Annotated in this window: 15 protein-coding genes; 9 read left to right on the forward strand and 6 right to left on the reverse strand. The window is 71.9% G+C overall.

Going from position 1 to position 14,966, the window contains the following annotated elements; translation table 11 throughout:
• Positions 1 to 232: 232 nt before the first annotated feature.
• The 4 genes from ACFY2Z_RS06590 to ACFY2Z_RS06605 all read right to left on the reverse strand — a co-directional run bounded on the left by ACFY2Z_RS06590 (position 233) and on the right by ACFY2Z_RS06605 (position 3,034).
• Positions 233 to 853, reverse strand: a complete 621-nt coding sequence (locus ACFY2Z_RS06590) for a Maf family protein (protein WP_390743054.1) — start codon at positions 851 to 853, stop codon at positions 233 to 235.
• Between the two features lie 22 nt (positions 854 to 875).
• Complete coding sequence (mmpB, locus tag ACFY2Z_RS06595) at positions 876 to 1,004, reverse strand: morphogenic membrane protein MmpB (RefSeq protein ID WP_355919944.1); 129 nt, start codon at positions 1,002 to 1,004, stop codon at positions 876 to 878.
• A gap of 203 nt (positions 1,005 to 1,207) precedes the next feature.
• Positions 1,208 to 1,417, reverse strand: a complete 210-nt coding sequence (locus tag ACFY2Z_RS06600; protein ID WP_355919941.1) for an acyl-CoA carboxylase epsilon subunit — start codon at positions 1,415 to 1,417, stop codon at positions 1,208 to 1,210.
• 24 nt (positions 1,418 to 1,441) lie between these two features.
• Entirely contained in the window at positions 1,442 to 3,034 is a 1,593-nt protein-coding gene (locus ACFY2Z_RS06605; RefSeq protein ID WP_390743055.1) for an acyl-CoA carboxylase subunit beta, read from the reverse strand.
• A gap of 147 nt (positions 3,035 to 3,181) precedes the next feature.
• Here ACFY2Z_RS06605 and ACFY2Z_RS06610 point away from each other — a divergent pair, with 147 nt between their 5' ends.
• Both ACFY2Z_RS06610 and ACFY2Z_RS06615 read left to right on the forward strand, forming a co-directional pair.
• On the forward strand, positions 3,182 to 4,075 hold the full coding sequence (locus ACFY2Z_RS06610; protein WP_390743056.1) for a biotin--[acetyl-CoA-carboxylase] ligase: 894 nt from the start codon (positions 3,182 to 3,184) through the stop codon (positions 4,073 to 4,075).
• Between the two features lie 113 nt (positions 4,076 to 4,188).
• A complete protein-coding gene (locus ACFY2Z_RS06615) occupies positions 4,189 to 5,328 on the forward strand; it encodes an adenylate/guanylate cyclase domain-containing protein (RefSeq protein WP_390743057.1) in 1,140 nt (379 codons plus the stop codon).
• A 3-nt stretch (positions 5,329 to 5,331) separates the two neighbouring features.
• Here the strand turns inward: ACFY2Z_RS06615 and ACFY2Z_RS06620 are convergent, their stop codons facing one another.
• Positions 5,332 to 5,925: a hypothetical protein gene (locus ACFY2Z_RS06620; RefSeq protein WP_390743058.1), complete on the reverse strand. Its 594-nt coding sequence runs from the start codon at positions 5,923 to 5,925 to the stop codon at positions 5,332 to 5,334.
• Between the two features lie 229 nt (positions 5,926 to 6,154).
• Between ACFY2Z_RS06620 and ACFY2Z_RS06625 the strand changes: the two genes are divergently transcribed.
• The 3 genes from ACFY2Z_RS06625 (at position 6,155) to hutH (ending at position 9,888) form a co-directional block, all read left to right on the forward strand.
• A complete protein-coding gene (locus tag ACFY2Z_RS06625) occupies positions 6,155 to 6,961 on the forward strand; it encodes an enoyl-CoA hydratase/isomerase family protein (protein ID WP_390743059.1) in 807 nt (268 codons plus the stop codon).
• Between the two features lie 143 nt (positions 6,962 to 7,104).
• A complete protein-coding gene (locus ACFY2Z_RS06630) occupies positions 7,105 to 8,247 on the forward strand; it encodes a diguanylate cyclase domain-containing protein (RefSeq protein ID WP_390743060.1) in 1,143 nt (380 codons plus the stop codon).
• 102 nt (positions 8,248 to 8,349) lie between these two features.
• The gene (hutH, locus tag ACFY2Z_RS06635) at positions 8,350 to 9,888 is read left to right on the forward strand and encodes a histidine ammonia-lyase (protein WP_390743229.1); all 1,539 of its coding nucleotides are present in this window, start codon (positions 8,350 to 8,352) and stop codon (positions 9,886 to 9,888) included.
• Between the two features lie 265 nt (positions 9,889 to 10,153).
• Here hutH and ACFY2Z_RS06640 read toward each other — a convergent pair whose 3' ends face one another.
• On the reverse strand, positions 10,154 to 10,534 hold the full coding sequence (locus ACFY2Z_RS06640) for a hypothetical protein (RefSeq protein ID WP_390743061.1): 381 nt from the start codon (positions 10,532 to 10,534) through the stop codon (positions 10,154 to 10,156).
• A 109-nt stretch (positions 10,535 to 10,643) separates the two neighbouring features.
• Here ACFY2Z_RS06640 and ACFY2Z_RS06645 point away from each other — a divergent pair, with 109 nt between their 5' ends.
• The 4 genes from ACFY2Z_RS06645 to ACFY2Z_RS06660 all read left to right on the forward strand — a co-directional run bounded on the left by ACFY2Z_RS06645 (position 10,644) and on the right by ACFY2Z_RS06660 (position 14,869).
• Positions 10,644 to 10,976 (forward strand): hypothetical protein, encoded by a 333-nt coding sequence (locus tag ACFY2Z_RS06645; protein WP_390743062.1) that lies wholly within the window; start codon positions 10,644 to 10,646, stop codon positions 10,974 to 10,976.
• 279 nt (positions 10,977 to 11,255) lie between these two features.
• A complete protein-coding gene (locus tag ACFY2Z_RS06650; protein WP_390743063.1) occupies positions 11,256 to 12,500 on the forward strand; it encodes an Ig-like domain-containing protein in 1,245 nt (414 codons plus the stop codon).
• 203 nt (positions 12,501 to 12,703) lie between these two features.
• Positions 12,704 to 14,155, forward strand: a complete 1,452-nt coding sequence (locus tag ACFY2Z_RS06655) for an ABC transporter permease (protein WP_390743064.1) — start codon at positions 12,704 to 12,706, stop codon at positions 14,153 to 14,155.
• Positions 14,156 to 14,185: 30 nt separating this feature from the next.
• Positions 14,186 to 14,869, forward strand: a complete 684-nt coding sequence (locus ACFY2Z_RS06660; RefSeq protein ID WP_390743065.1) for an ABC transporter ATP-binding protein — start codon at positions 14,186 to 14,188, stop codon at positions 14,867 to 14,869.
• The last annotated feature ends 97 nt before the right edge of the window (positions 14,870 to 14,966 follow it).

A 14,966-nucleotide genomic window follows, 5' to 3' on the forward strand; every position in this document is an offset into this window, starting at 1 on the left:
CGCCACGCCTTGGGGCTCGTGCCCGTCGCCTTGGGGCTCGTGCCCGTCGCGCCCTGAGGCTCGCGCCCGTCACGCGCTCGTCGCGCCCTGAGGCTCGCGCCCGTTACGCGCCCGTCGCGCCCTGAGGCTCGCGCCCGTCACGTGCCCGTCGCGCCCTGAGGCTCGCGCCCGCCACGCGCTCGTCGCGCCCTGAGGTCTGCGCCCACGCCGGGCCCGCGTGGCGGGCGGTCGCTCACTTCTCCTGCGGCGCCCACAACTCGGTGATCCCGACGCCCAGTTCGGCCAGCAGCCGGCGGACCAGGGGCAGCGAGATGCCGATGACGTTGCCGTGGTCGCCGTCGATGCCGTCGATGAAGGGCGCCGAACGGCCGTCGAGGGTGAAGGCCCCCGCCACGTAGAGGGGTTCGCCGGAGGCCACGTACGCGGCGATCTCCTCGTCCGTCGGCTCGCCGAAGTGGACCACGGTGGACGCGGTGGCGGACACGTACCGGCCGCTGATCGTGTCGTAGACGCAGTGGCCGGTCTGAAGGGTGCCCGCCCGGCCGCGCATCGACTTCCAGCGCGCCGTCGCCTCCTCGGCGTCCGCGGGCTTGCCGAGGGCCTCGCCGTCCAGGTCGAGCACCGAGTCGCAGCCGATCACCAGCGCGCCCTTCACCTCGGGCTTCGCCGCGACGACGGACGCCTTGGCCTCGGCGAGGGCGAGGGCGAGTTCCGCGGGGGTGGGGGCGGTGACGGCGTCCTCGTCGACCCCGCTGACGATGACCTCGGGATCGAGCCCGGCCTGCCGGAGCAGTCCGAGGCGGGCGGGGGACTGGGATGCGAGCACCAGACGGCGGCGGGACTGAACGGTCATGCGCTCAGCGTATCGGCGTGCCTCACCGGATGCCGATGACGATCATCGCCAGCAGGCTGGCCAGCGCCATCAGGACCCCGAGCCGCCGCAACATGTTCTGCATGTCGCGCAGTTCCTTCGGCGGCTCGTTCTCGGGGTCGGACCACAGCATGCCTTCGATCGTGCGTCCGGTGTGCTCCGGTCGCCTGAGTACGCGTACTCAACTTCGACCGGCGGGGTGTCGGCCGGGCGGCGAGCCGCCCGGCCGACACCCCCTGGAGCCTGTCTCAAACTCGCGTCGTCGCCCGAAGGGAGGCCCTGCGGCGAGAGTGCGTGCATGGCCTCGCGGGGCAGGCGGGAGTTCGCCGACAGGCCCTAGCCCGGCCAGTAGGTGCGGCTCCACGCCGTCGGGCCCGGCTGGGGTACCGGGTGGGCGGCGATGCGGGCCGGGTCGGCCCAGGAGTCCCTGTGCCGCGCCACGCCGGGCGGTATGGAGGCCGCCGCCGCGGCGCGGGCTCGGACCACCGCCAGTGCGGCGGCCAACTCCTCCGGGGTCGGATTGCCCCGTACGACCTTGATCGTCATGTCCGCTCCCAAGGGTCCCGGGGTTTACAGGGGGATGTTGCCGTGCTTCTTCGGGGGCAGGGACTCCCGCTTGGTGCGCAGCTGGCGCAGCGCCCGTACGACATGGCGACGGGTGTCGGACGGCCTGATCACCGCGTCGATGTAGCCGCGCTCGGCCGCGACGTAGGGGTTGAGGAGGGTGTCCTCGTACTCCTGGATCAGCCGGGCGCGGGTCGCCTCACCCTCTCCCGAGGCCTCCGCCTCGGCGATGGTGCGGCGGTGCAGGATGTTGACCGCGCCCTGCGCGCCCATCACCGCGATCTGGGCGGTCGGCCAGGCCAGGTTCACGTCGGCGCCCAGGTGCTTGGAGCCCATGACGTCGTACGCGCCGCCGAACGCCTTCCGGGTGATCACGGTGATCAGCGGGACGGTGGCCTCGGCGTAGGCGAAGATCAGCTTGGCGCCGCGGCGGATGATGCCGGTGTGCTCCTGGTCGACGCCGGGCAGGAACCCGGGGACGTCGACGAAGGTGATCACGGGCACGTTGAAGGCGTCGCACGTGCGCACGAAGCGTGCCGCCTTCTCGCTCGCGTCGATGTCGAGGCAGCCGGCGAACTGCATCGGCTGGTTGGCGACGATGCCCACCGGGTGGCCCTCGACCCGTCCGAAGCCGGTGACGATGTTCGGCGCGAACAGCGCCTGCGTCTCGAAGAACTCGCCGTCGTCGAGGATGTGCTCGATGACCGTGTGCATGTCGTACGGCTGGTTGGCGCTGTCCGGCACCACCACGTCCAGCTCGCGGTCCTCGTCGGTCACCGTGAGGTCCGCCTCCTCCGGGAAGACCGGGGGCTCGGACAGGTTGTTGGACGGCAGGTACGACAGCAGCTGCTTGACGTACTCGATCGCGTCCTTCTCGTCCCCGGCCATGTGGTGCGCCACGCCGGAGGCGGTGTTGTGGGTGCGGGCGCCGCCCAGCTCCTCGAACCCGACGTCCTCGCCGGTCACCGTCTTGATGACGTCCGGGCCGGTGATGAACATGTGCGAGGTCTGGTCGACCATCACCGTGAAGTCGGTGATCGCGGGGGAGTAGACCGCGCCGCCCGCACAGGGCCCGACGACCAGGCTGATCTGCGGGATCACTCCGGAGGCGTGGGTGTTGCGGCGGAAGATCTCGCCGTACGCGCCCAGGGACGCGACGCCCTCCTGGATGCGGGCCCCGCCGGAGTCGTTGATCCCGATGACCGGGCAGCCGGTCTTCAGGGCGAAGTCCATGACCTTGACGATCTTCTGGCCGTAGACCTCGCCCAGCGCCCCGCCGAAGACCGTGAAGTCCTGGGAGAACACCGCGACGGGTCGGCCGTCCACGGTGCCGTAGCCGGTCACGACGCCATCCCCGTACGGGCGGTTCGTCTCCAGCCCGAAGTTGGTCGAACGGTGCCGGGCGAACTCGTCCAGCTCGATGAACGAGTCCTCGTCCAGCAGCAGCTCGATCCGCTCACGGGCCGTCAGCTTGCCCTTGGAGTGCTGTTTCTCGACGGCGCGCTCCGAGCCGGCGTGCGTCGCCTCCTGGACCCGGCGCTGGAGATCAGCCAGCTTGCCCGCGGTGGTGTGAATGTCGATCTCTTCCGGCTCGGACATCGGGATGTGGCTCCCTGCCTGCTCAGTGGGGACGTGAGGGTGACGTGCTACGAGAATGCTCAGAAGAACGAACGGTTACTCATCCGTAGCGTAGTGGGGTGCCTACCGATCGGCAGTGCGGCGTTTACCACACCTAGGGTGGCTTGCATGATGCCTCGAGATGCCTCAGACGAGAACCGTCCCGGGAACGATGCCGCAGGCGGTGGCGGCCGCTGGTCCGACCTGGAGCGGCCGCCCCTGAACGCCGTCGCGCTGCGCCGGGCGCTGGTGCGCGAGGGCGGGCTGTGGTCCGGGGTGGAGGTGGTGCAGCGCACCGGTTCAACCAACACCGACCTCGTGGCCCTCACCACGGCCGGCCGGGCCGCCGAGGGCGCCGTGCTGGTCGCCGAGGAGCAGAACGCGGGGCGCGGGCGCCTCGACCGCACCTGGTCGGCTCCGGCCCGCTCGGGCCTGTTCTTCTCGGTCCTGCTCAGGCCCGTCGGCGTGCCGGTGGCCCGCTGGGGCTGGCTGCCGCTGCTCGCCGGGGTCGCCGTCGCGACGGGGCTCGCCCGGGCCGCGGCCGTCGACACGGCACTCAAGTGGCCCAACGACCTGATGGTGACCGTGGGTGACGAGGAGCGCAAGGCGGGGGGGATCCTCGCGGAGCGCGCGGGCGAGGACGGGGTCGTCGTCGGCATCGGCATCAACGTCACGCTGCGTGAGAACGAGCTGCCGGTCCCCACCGCGGGCTCCCTGGCGCTCGCGGGCGCTCGTGCGACGGACCGCGACCCGCTGCTGCGGGCCGTGCTGCGCTCCCTGGAGGACTGGTACGAGCGGTGGCGCGCGGCGGAGGGCGATCCGGCGGCCTGCGGTCTGCAGGAGACGTACGCGGCCGGGAGCGCCACCTTGGGCCGTCTCGTCCGTGCCGAGCTGCCCGGCGACCGTTCCATCACCGGTGAGGCGGTGGCGATCGACAGCGACGGCCGGCTGGTGCTGGCGACACGGGACGGGGTGCAGGAGCCGGTGGGAGCCGGGGACATCGTGCATCTTCGGCCGGCGTGAGCACCTGAGGGTCCCCGGCGGCGGCTGTTCCTGGAGGAGTGAGCTACCGCACACCTGCCGTAGAGTTGACCGCGGTCGATACCTGACCGTGGCAGATCGGAAGGGCAGCACGCGTGACCGTCGACGACGCGGGCTCGGGCACGGGCGTAAACCCCGCCCCCGACGGTGGACCGGGGCGGGACGCGCACGCCGAGCCCGAGGAGAACCCCCTGGCGCTCCGTCTGGAGCAGCTCATCCTGGGGGCCGAGCGCCGGTACACCCCCTTCCAGGCGGCCCGGAGCGCGGGCGTCTCCATGGAGCTGGCGTCCCGCTTCTGGCGGGCGATGGGCTTCGCCGACATAGGGCAGGCCAAGGCCCTCACGGAGGCCGATGTGCTGGCCCTGCGCCGCCTGGCCGGTCTGGTCGAGGCGGGGCTGCTGAGCGAGGCGATGGCGGTGCAGGTGGCCCGTTCCACCGGGCAGACCACCGCCCGGCTGGCCGAGTGGCAGATCGACTCCTTCCTGGAGGGGCTCACCGAGCCCCCGGAGCCGGGCATGACCCGGACCGAGGTCACCTACCCCCTGATCGAGCTGCTGCTGCCGGAGCTGGAGGAGTTCCTCATCTATGTCTGGCGGCGCCAGCTCGCCGCCGCGACCGGGCGGGTCGTCCAGGCCGCCGACGACGAGGAGATGGTGGACCGCCGTCTCGCGGTCGGTTTCGCGGATCTCGTCGGCTTCACGCGGCTGACCCGCCGCCTGGAGGAGGAGGAACTCGGCGAGCTCGTCGAGGCGTTCGAGACGACCGCGGCCGACCTGGTGGCCGCGCACGGCGGTCGGCTCATCAAGACGCTGGGCGACGAGGTGCTGTACGCGGCGGACGACGCCGGTACGGCCGCGGAGATCGCCATGCGTCTCATCGAGACGATGGCCAACGACGAGACGATGCCGGAACTGCGCGTGGGGATCGCCTTCGGCACGGTGACCACGCGCATGGGCGATGTCTTCGGTACGACGGTGAACCTGGCCAGCCGTCTCACCTCCATAGCGCCCCGGGACTCGGTCCTGGTCGACGGCGCGTTCGCGGAGGAGCTGATCCGCACGGGCGAGGCGCCCGCCTCGGAGACGGAGGCCGCCGAGGCCGCCGCCGCGGCGGAGAAGGAGGGCGAGGAGCCGCCCCTGTACCGCTTCGCGCTCCAGCCGATGTGGCAGCGCCCGGTGCGTGGCCTCGGTGTGATCGAACCGTGGCTGCTGACCCGCCGCGAGGGGACGGCGTAGGGCTCAACCCCCCAGCAACGGCAGCCCGTTGACACACAGCGCCACTATCGGGAGGCACACGCCCGCGGGGTTCTGCGTGGGGGCGGGTGTCTCGGCGGGAGCGGTCGTGGACGGGGCGGGCCGCGGCTCGGTGGGCGGCGGGGTCGCCGGGGAGCCGGGTGTACGGGAGGCCGTCGGCGTCCAGGGGGCTTCCGGGATGCCGGTCGGAGGATCCGCGGCGGAGGTGGCCGAGGAGGACGGTTCGGCGGGAGGCCGGCCGGCGGCCGTCGCGGCCGGGCTCGCGCCCGCCGCCCGTATGACGGCGGTCGTGGTGGGGTGGTCCGCGCTCCTGCGCGGCGCCGTTTCCACTGTGGCGGCCGTGTCGGTGGTGTCGATGCGGGGTTCGGCCTCGGCGGTCCCGCCCTGGCCCGTCACCCCCTCCGGAGCGAGGCGTACGAGGCTCAGGACCCCGGCGGCCAGGGCGAAGCCGCCGAGCGCGAGCGCCACCCGCCGGGGGCGTGGCCTGCGGTGCCGGCCCGCGGGGCGGAACCGCACGGGACCCGGGGGCCCGGGTGCGGTGGGCGTCGTGCTCTCGCCGGTGGCCGTGTCCGTCGTCATGCTCGTCCTCCCCGGTCTGCCCGCGCTCCCCCGATGCGCTCTGGCGGTGGGCAGGTTATGTGCCGATCGGTGGGAGGCGCGGCGGAGAAGGGGTGAATGTCACTCGAAAGAGGTGGGGTGGCGCTGGGTGGCTCGGCCCCGGTGGAGCCTCCTGGCGGCTTTCGCGGGACCGCTTCGGCTGCCATGATCGGACGGTCGGTAGTTAACCCGCGTTAACCGGGAGGGTGTCATGGCGGAGCAGACGGACGAGCGGCGGTTCGGCGAGTACGTCGTCGTACGGCGGCACGGGTACGTCGCGGAGCTGGCGCTGGACCGGCCCAAGGCGATGAACGCGGTGTCCACGGAGATGGCGCGCTCGATCACCGCGGCGTGCGAGCACCTCGCCGCCGACCGGGACGCCCGGGTGACCGTGCTGACGTCGACGCACGAGCGGGCGTTCTGCGTGGGCGCGGACCTGAAGGAGCGCAACTCCTTCACGGACGCCGATCTGGTGCGCCAGCGCCCGGTCGCCCGTGCCGCGTACACCGGGGTCCTGGAGCTGCCGATGCCGACGATCGCCGCGGTGCACGGGTTCGCGCTGGGCGGCGGCTTCGAGCTGGCGCTGTCCTGCGACGTGATCGTGGCGGACACCACGGCGGTGGTCGGGCTGCCCGAGGTGTCGGTCGGGGTGATCCCGGGCGGCGGCGGCACCCAGCTGCTGCCCCGCCGGGTGGGCGCGGCCCGCGCGGCGGAGCTGATCTTCACCGCGCGGCGGCTCCAGGGGGCCGAGGCGCGCGGGCTGGGGCTGGTCGACGAACTGGTCGCGGAGGGCCAGGACCGTACGGAGGCGCTCGCCCTCGCGGCCCGTATCGCCGCGAACTCCCCGGTGGGGCTGCGCGCCGCGAAGCGTGCCCTGCGGCTGGGCCACGGCCTGGATCTGCGGGCCGGGCTGGAGGTCGAGGACGCGGCGTGGCGTTCGGTGGCGTTCTCGGGGGACCGCGCGGAGGGGGTCGCCGCCTTCAACGAGAAGCGCACGCCGCAGTGGCCGGGGGAGTAGCACCGGGGCACCGGACGGGGCGGGTGCCCTCCGGGAGGCCGTGAGGGCGCCGAAGGGTAAGGGGGTGCGGGTCGTGGTGCGGCCGGACCCCTGATCGCCGCACTGATGTCTCATGTCGTGCTGATCGTCCCTAGCCTGGTGTCGTGGTCGAGGACAGCCGGCTGAAGGCCGTGGTGGCGCTGGCGCAGGGGATGGCGGCGGCACACACCCCGCAGGAGTCCTGGCGGGCCGCCGCACTGGGTGCGTGCCGGGCCCTCTCCGGGAGTTTCGCCGCGCTCTCCGTGTGGGAGCGCGAGGGCGGACGGCTGCGGGTCCTCGTCAACGTCGGGGACCGCGCGCCCGAGGAGGAGGAGTTCCCCGAGGACGAGACGTACCCGGTGCACCAGTTCCCGGAGATCACCGAGTTCCTCCACGAACGCTGGGCGGGCGGCGGCGGGCCCAGCGCCTGGGTGGAGAGCGCCCGGGGACCGGCCGCCACCGGACACGCCGGGTACTCCCACCAGCGGGTCGCCGCGCTGCGCCGGCGGGGTCGCGGCTGCTGTGTCGTCGCCCCGGTCGTGCTGCACGGCCGCGCCTGGGGCGAGCTGTATGTCGCCCGGGCGGCCGACGCTCCCGTCTTCGACCGCGCCGACACCGACTTCGCCACGGTCCTCGCCTCCGTGGTCGCCGCCGGGCTCGCCCAGACCGAGCGCCTGGAGGAGGCCCACCGGCTCGCCTTCACCGACGCGCTCACGGGCCTCGCCAACCGCCGAGCCGTCGATGTGCGCCTCGACGAGGCGATCGAGGGGCACCGCGGCGACGGACATGTGGTCTCGCTCGTCATCTGCGATCTGAACGGCCTCAAGCGGGTCAACGACACCCAGGGTCACGCCGTGGGCGACCGGCTTCTGGAGCGCTTCGGGTCGGTCCTGTCGCTGTGCGGCGCCATGCTGCCGGGCGCCCTCGTCGCGCGTCTCGGCGGCGACGAGTTCTGTCTGCTCGCGGTCGGCCCGCCGGCCGACGAGGTGGTCCGGGTCGCCGACGAGGTGTGCCGCCGAGCCGCGGAGCTGGAGCTGGGCGACGGCGTCGCCTGTGGGGTCGCCTCCACGGAGGATCCGATCGGCCCGGTCCGCTCGGCCCGTCGGCTGTTCCGGCTCGCGGACGCGGCCCAGTATCGCGCCAAGGCGCTGCGGGCCGCGAAGCCCGTGGTCGCGGGCCGTGAGGGGCCCGACGACCCGGTCGTACGCCTGGCCGACGCACCGCCTCCCGCGGCGGGGGAGCGCCGCCGTATCCGCGGCCGTCACTGAGGGTCGCCGCGAGCGGCCGGTAAGGGGTCAACCCGCTATCCACTCGTGACGCGACCCCTAGTGACATCTCTGAATTCACTGCGTACGCTCCTGAATATGGATATGCACACTGTGGTGGTGGGGACGTCCGGCGTGACCGCGTCCGATGTGCTCGCCGTGGCGCGGGCGGATGCCAGGGTCGAACTCTCGCAGGAGGCCCTGACGGCCCTCGCGGCGGCCCGCGAGATCGTGGACGCGCTGGCGGCGAAGCCGGAACCGGTCTACGGGGTCAGCACCGGCTTCGGCGCCCTGGCGACCCGGCACATCAGCCAGGAGCTGCGCACCCAGCTGCAGCGCAACATCGTCCGCTCGCACGCGGCCGGGATGGGCCCGCGGGTGGAGCGGGAGGTCGTCCGCGCCCTGATGTTCCTGCGGCTGAAGACCGTCTGCTCCGGTCACACGGGTGTGCGCCCCGAGGTCGCGCAGACCATGGCGGACCTCCTCAACGCCGGCATCACCCCGGTCGTGCACGAGTACGGCTCGCTCGGCTGCTCCGGCGACCTGGCCCCGCTGTCCCACTGTGCGCTCGCGCTGATGGGCGAGGGTGACGCCGAGGGCCCCGACGGCGTCGTACGGCCGGCCGCCGAACTCCTCGCCGAGCACGGCATCACCCCCGTCGAGCTGCGCGAGAAGGAGGGCCTCGCGCTCCTGAACGGCACCGACGGCATGCTCGGCATGCTGGTCATGGCCCTGGCGGACCTGGAGACCCTGTACAAGTCGGCCGACGTCACGGCCGCGCTCTCGCTGGAGGCGCTGCTCGGCACGGACAAGGTGCTCGCGCCGGAGCTGCACGCCATCCGCCCGCACCCCGGCCAGGGCGCCTCGGCCGCCAACATGCTGGCGGTCCTGCGGGGTTCGGAACTGACGGGCCATCACCAGGACGACGCGCCGCGGGTTCAGGACGCCTACTCGGTGCGGTGCGCCCCGCAGGTCGCGGGCGCCGGCCGGGACACCCTGGCGCACGCCCGCCTGGTCGCAGAGCGGGAGCTGGCCGCGGCGGTGGACAACCCCGTGGTGCTGCCCGACGGACGCGTGGAGTCCAACGGCAACTTCCACGGTGCCCCGGTGGCTTACGTGCTGGACTTCCTGGCGATCGCGGCGGCGGACCTCGCGTCGATCGCGGAGCGCCGCACCGACCGGCTGCTGGACAAGAACCGTTCGCACGGTCTGCCGCCGTTCCTCGCGGACGACGCGGGCGTCGACTCCGGTCTGATGATCGCCCAGTACACGCAGGCGGCGCTGGTCAGCGAGATGAAGCGGCTGGCCGTGCCGGCCTCCGCCGACTCGATCCCGTCCTCCGCGATGCAGGAGGACCATGTCTCGATGGGCTGGTCGGCGGCGCGCAAGCTGCGCACGGCCGTGGACAACCTGACCCGGGTGCTGGCGATCGAGCTGTACGCGGCGGCCCGCGCCGTCGAACTGCGCGAGGGGCTGACCCCGGCCCCCGCCAGCCGTGCGGCGATCGTGGCCCTGCGTGCGGCGGGCGCCGAAGGCCCGGGCCCGGACCGCTTCCTGGCCCCGGACCTCGCGGCGGCGGACGCCTTCGTGCGGGCGGGGCGGCTCGTGACGGCCGTGGAAGGGGTCACCGGGCCGCTGGCCTGAGGACTTCAGGCCCGAGCAGCAGAGGCCGCAGAGGCTCAGGGGCCGCCGCCATGGGAACGGCGGCCCCTCGATCCGTCAGCCGGCAGGCCCAGGGCCCTGTTTCGACAGACCTGTCTCGCTCGCGGCGCCTGGTACGGCACCTCGCCGCGTTGTCGGGGTCGTCCGCGTAAGCCCAGTACGCGGACGATCCTCCGCGCTGCGATGCGCCGCACCGGACGCCGCGGGCCCCGCCCTTCGGGCGACGACGCGAGTTCGACGACAGGCCCTAGCAGGCCTCCATGCGCTCGCGGCGTACCGAGTACGTCACGAAGCCCGCGCCGAGGCACAGGGAGAGCGCGCCGCCCACCAGGTAGGGCGTGGTGTCCACACTTCCGGTGTCGGCGAGTTGGGTGCCGGTCGCCGTCTCGTCCGTCGCAGTGGGGGCCGTCCGCGCGAAACCGGTGTCCGTCGCGTCGTCCGCCAGGGCGGCCCCCGTGGCGTCCTGATCCGTGGACGCCCGCGTGGAGGCCGCCGGGTGGTGATCGGGTGCGGTGGGTGTCGCGTTGGCGGACGGGACGAACCACAGGGCACCCAGCAGGGTTCCCGCTGCCGTGGCGGTCAACAAGGTCCGGCGTGCGGTGGACGACGATCGACGTGCGGCGGACACGAAATACCGATCCCCCTGAGGCGCTTGCGAATTGGCCGTGTACAGCGATGCTAGTGAAAGGCGCGGGTCGTGGGAAAGTCGCGGCCCCCGTGGGCCGTACGCTCCCGCCATGAGCACTTCTGAGACATCACGTTTTGTTCGGCTTCGCGTGGAGCTGATCGTCGAGGTCGCCGATCCCGACGCCGTCACCAAGGCCGCGTTGCAGCGAACCGCCGAGGACACGGACATGCCCGAGGCGGAGCGCATGTACACCGAGACCGCCGTGACGGAGGACACCGCCGAGGCGCTCGCGTACCTCGTCGACCCGGCCGACCTGCTCGGCCCGGTGCCGGGGCTGGAGCTGGCCCAGGCGTCCTGGAGCAGCGAGCAGATCGACTACGACCCGGACTCGCCGGACTGGGTCCTCGACGAGGAGGACGAGGGCGAGGGGGACGAGTACTGACGCGCACCGACAAGGGGCCGGGCTCGGCGGATGAGTCTTGGGACAATCGTGACCCCCGGGCGGTGACCGGCGCCCGGGGGTCCGTCGTCTCCAGCGGCGCTCCGCCGTGACCGGAGACCACGCGGGGGTTGCCCGGGGGCGGGTGGGGCAGACGCGGAGACGTGGTGTGGACCACATGTCGGCCGGATGTGGAACGGGTCGAACCGGCCGTAGCGTTGAAAGTTCTTACGGGGGGCAGTACGGGGTTTTGGGGATTCGGCAACGATGGAGAAGCGTGTGATGACGGACAGTAAGCGGCGCAAGGGCCTGGTGGCCGCGTCCGCACTGCTCGGCGGAATGCTGGTGCTCACCGCGTGCAGCGGGGGCAGCAAGGCGGCCAGCGGCGGGGACTCCACCTCGCAGGCCAAGGTCGACGAGGCGGCCGCCCAGAAGAGCTCCCAGGCACAGATCAAGATCACGCCGGGCGACGGCTCCGACAACGCCTCCATCAACAACGCGGCCAAGGTGACGGTCGCCAAGGGCACCCTGACCCAGGTCACCATGACCACGGCGTCCGGCACGCCCGTCACGGGCCAGATATCCGCCGACAAGAAGAGCTGGGCGCCCACCGGCCAGCTGGAGCGGGCGACCACCTACAAGGTCGCCGCGACCGCCACGGACTCCGAGGGCCGCGACGCCCACGAGAACGCCTCGTTCACGACCGTGGCCCCGGCCCACTCCTTCATAGGCAACTTCACCCCGGAGAGCGGCTCCACCGTCGGTGTGGGCATGCCGGTCTCGATCAACTTCGACAAGGCCATCACCAACAAGGCGGCCGTGCAGAAGGGGATCACCGTCAGCTCCAGCAGCGGGCAGGAGGTCGTCGGGCACTGGTTCGGCGCCAACCGGCTCGACTTCCGCCCCGAGAACTACTGGAAGGAAGGCTCCACCGTCACGATGAAGCTCAACCTCGACGGTGTCGAGGGCACGAGCGGCATCTACGGTGTGCAGCAGAAGACGGTCACCTTCAAGATCGGCCGCAACCAGGTCTCCTACGTCGACGCGAAGACCAAGGAGATGAAGGTCACGCAGGACGGCAAGACCGTCAAGACCATCCCGATCTCCGCGGGCGCGCCCGACCACACCACGTACCAGGGCCAGATGGTGATCTCCGAGAAGTTCACCCAGACCCGGATGAACGGCGCGACGGTCGGCTTCAAGGACTCCGACGGCAAGGGCGAGTACGACATCAAGGACGTGCCGCACGCCATGCGCCTGACCACGTCCGGCACCTTCATCCACGGCAACTACTGGGGCGCGCCCTCCGTCTTCGGCGGCGTCAACACCAGCCACGGCTGTGTCGGCCTCCAGGACAAGAAGGGCGCGAACGACCCGGGCACGCCCGCCGCGTGGTTCTACAACCACTCGCTCATCGGCGACGTCGTGGTCGTCTCCAACACCGGCGACAAGACGGTCTCCCCGGACAACGGCCTCAACGGCTGGAACATGAGCTGGGACCAGTGGAAGGCCGGCTCCGCCGCCTGACCCGCCGGCCGCCGACACCTCCCTGCCGATGCCGCCGACCGCCCACCCGGGCGGCCGGCGGCATCGCCGTTCTCCCCCGCTACGGACCGGCGGACGGATCCGCGGGGTCCCGCGCGGCGCGGCTCGCGGCGTGCCACGGGCTTCTCATCGTTCTCTTATGTCCGGTTTATGGGTTCATCAGTCTGCATCCCTAGCTTGCCGCCATGTTCTTCACCTACCTGAGGCGCGAACTGCGCCGCCGTAGAAAGGCGGCCTTCGTCGTCGCCTCCGGGCTCGCCCTGGGCATCGCCCTGGTCATCGTGGTCAACTCCGTGTCGTCCGGCATGGGGAAGGCGCAGGACAAGGTGCTCCAGTCGCTGTACGGCCTGGGCACCGACATGACCGTCACCAAGGCGGCGGCGCCCGCCTCCGACGGATCTCAGGGTCCGCGCTTCAAGTTCGGCGCCCAGGACAACAACTCCGGCGGCACCCAGAGCAGCGACCGCGTGATGGTCCAGGGCTTCGAGACCCTCGCCGACAGCACGGTCACCAAGGTGGGCTCGCAGAGCGGCGTCTCCAGCGCGGTGGGCGGACTCAGCCTCCGGGTCATCAAGATCAGCGGACAGTTCACCCGGGGGCAGTTCAAGCAGGACCAGGGCAGCGGCGGCGGACAGGGCGGCCGGGGCGGCTACGGCGGGGGCGGGCTGGGGGGCCAGGTCGAGGGCGGCGGCGCCAACTTCGACGTCAACAACTACTCCGTCTACGGCACCGACGTCACCAAGCCCACCCTGGGCCCGCTGACCTCCTCGAAGATCACCAGCGGCCGTACGTTCAAGACCTCGGAGACCGACGCCAAGGTCGCCGTGGTGGACTCGGCGTACGCCAAGGAGAAGAAGCTCACCACGAGCAGCAGCGTCACCATCAAGGGCGTGAAGTTCCAGGTGATCGGCATCGCGACCGCCGACAGCGGCGACTCCGCGGCCAACCTCTACATCCCGCTGCAGCAGGCGCAGACGCTCGCGGACGCGAAGAACAAGGTCACCACGATCTACGTCAAGGCCGGGGACTCCCAGCAGATCGCGAGCGTCAAGAAGGCCATCCAGAAGAACATCTCCGGGACCACGGTCACCACCTCCGCGGACCTCGCGAACACGGTCTCCGGTTCGCTCTCCACCGCTGCCGGCCTCGCCGACAACGTCGGCAAGTGGCTGTCCCTCGTCGTGCTCGTGGCGGCGTTCCTGGTCGCGGGCCTGCTCACCTCCTCGGCCGTCTCGCGCCGGGTACGGGAGTTCGGCACCCTGAAGGCGCTCGGCTGGAAGTCCGGCCGCGTCACCCGCCAGGTCGTCGGTGAGGCCATGGTCAACGGACTGGTCGGCGGTGTCCTCGGGATCGCACTGGGCCTCGCGGGCGCCTACGCCGTCACGGCGATCAGCCCCACGCTCCAGGCCCAGCTCGGCGGTGGAGGCGGTGGTGGCGGCTTCGGCGGAGGCGGCGGTGGCTTCGGCGGCCGCCGGGCCGCCAAGACCCTCGAGGTCGCGCTCACCGCGCCCGTCAGCCTCTCGACCATCGCCCTCGCGGTCGCCCTCGCCGTCACCGGCGGTCTGATCGCCGGCGCCTTCGGCGGCTGGCGCGCCTCCCGTCTGCGCCCCGCGGACGCCCTGCGCCGCGTCGAGTAGCACCCCCTTCCGTATCCCAGGAGTTGCACCATGTACGAACTCAGAGGCGTCACCAAGCGCTACACGCGAGGCAAGGAGACCATCAACGCCCTGGACGGCGTCGACCTCACGATCGGCGACGGCGACCGTCTCGTCATCCAGGGCCCCACCGGTGGCGGCAAGTCCACCCTGCTGCAGATGCTCGGCGGACTGGACAAGCCCACCGGCGGCTCCGTGGAGCTCGACGGCATCGATCTGGCCAAGCTCTCGGAGGCGCGCCTGACCAAGGTGCGCAGCGAGAACATCGGCTTCGTGTTCCAGAGCTTCAACCTCATCCCGACGCTCACCGCCCAGGAGAACGTCGAGACCGCGCTGGTGCCGCTCGGGGTGAAGGGCAAGGAGCGCCGCGAACGGGCCGCCCAGGCCCTGGAGTCCGTCGGACTCCGCGAGCGGCTCGGCCATCTGCCCGCCGAACTGTCCGGTGGTCAGCAGCAGCGCGTCGCCATCGCCCGCGCGCTGGTGAAGCAGCCCAAGGTGCTGCTCGCCGACGAACCCACGGGAAACCTGGACGAATCCACACGGGACGAGATCATGGGCGTGCTGGAGACCCTGTGGAAGGAGCACGGGCTCACCTTTGTGATGGTCACTCATGACTCGGTGCTCGCGAAGAAGGCCCCGCGGCTCGTGACCATCCGCAAGGGCAAGATCACGGTCAAGGAGAACGCCGCCTCGTAGGAGCCGCCGGTGCGACGGTGTCTCGTTCCAACTCGTTATCCCTGGCGCTATTGAGGCGTTGATCACCCCCCGGGCATACTGCGTGGTCCGGGGGGTT

Origin of the sequence: Streptomyces sp. NPDC001222, from assembly GCF_042896945.1 — a bacterium.
GTDB lineage: Bacteria > Actinomycetota > Actinomycetes > Streptomycetales > Streptomycetaceae > Streptomyces > Streptomyces gibsoniae.

Bases quoted from the DNA above. Each gene is read 5' to 3' on its own strand.
- ACFY2Z_RS06590 (WP_390743054.1), bottom strand. From the start codon at position 853: ATGACCGTTCAGTCCCGCCGCCGTCTGGTGCTCGCATCCCAGTCCCCC.
- mmpB (WP_355919944.1), bottom strand. From the start codon at position 1,004: ATGCTGTGGTCCGACCCCGAGAACGAGCCGCCGAAGGAACTGCGCGAC.
- ACFY2Z_RS06600 (WP_355919941.1), bottom strand. From the start codon at position 1,417: ATGACGATCAAGGTCGTACGGGGCAATCCGACCCCGGAGGAGTTGGCC.
- ACFY2Z_RS06605 (WP_390743055.1), bottom strand. From the start codon at position 3,034: ATGTCCGAGCCGGAAGAGATCGACATTCACACCACCGCGGGCAAGCTG.
- ACFY2Z_RS06610 (WP_390743056.1), top strand. From the start codon at position 3,182: ATGATGCCTCGAGATGCCTCAGACGAGAACCGTCCCGGGAACGATGCC.
- ACFY2Z_RS06620 (WP_390743058.1), bottom strand. From the start codon at position 5,925: ATGACGACGGACACGGCCACCGGCGAGAGCACGACGCCCACCGCACCC.
- ACFY2Z_RS06625 (WP_390743059.1), top strand. From the start codon at position 6,155: ATGGCGGAGCAGACGGACGAGCGGCGGTTCGGCGAGTACGTCGTCGTA.
- hutH (WP_390743229.1), top strand. From the start codon at position 8,350: ATGCACACTGTGGTGGTGGGGACGTCCGGCGTGACCGCGTCCGATGTG.
- ACFY2Z_RS06645 (WP_390743062.1), top strand. From the start codon at position 10,644: ATGAGCACTTCTGAGACATCACGTTTTGTTCGGCTTCGCGTGGAGCTG.
- ACFY2Z_RS06650 (WP_390743063.1), top strand. From the start codon at position 11,256: ATGACGGACAGTAAGCGGCGCAAGGGCCTGGTGGCCGCGTCCGCACTG.
- ACFY2Z_RS06655 (WP_390743064.1), top strand. From the start codon at position 12,704: ATGTTCTTCACCTACCTGAGGCGCGAACTGCGCCGCCGTAGAAAGGCG.
- ACFY2Z_RS06660 (WP_390743065.1), top strand. From the start codon at position 14,186: ATGTACGAACTCAGAGGCGTCACCAAGCGCTACACGCGAGGCAAGGAG.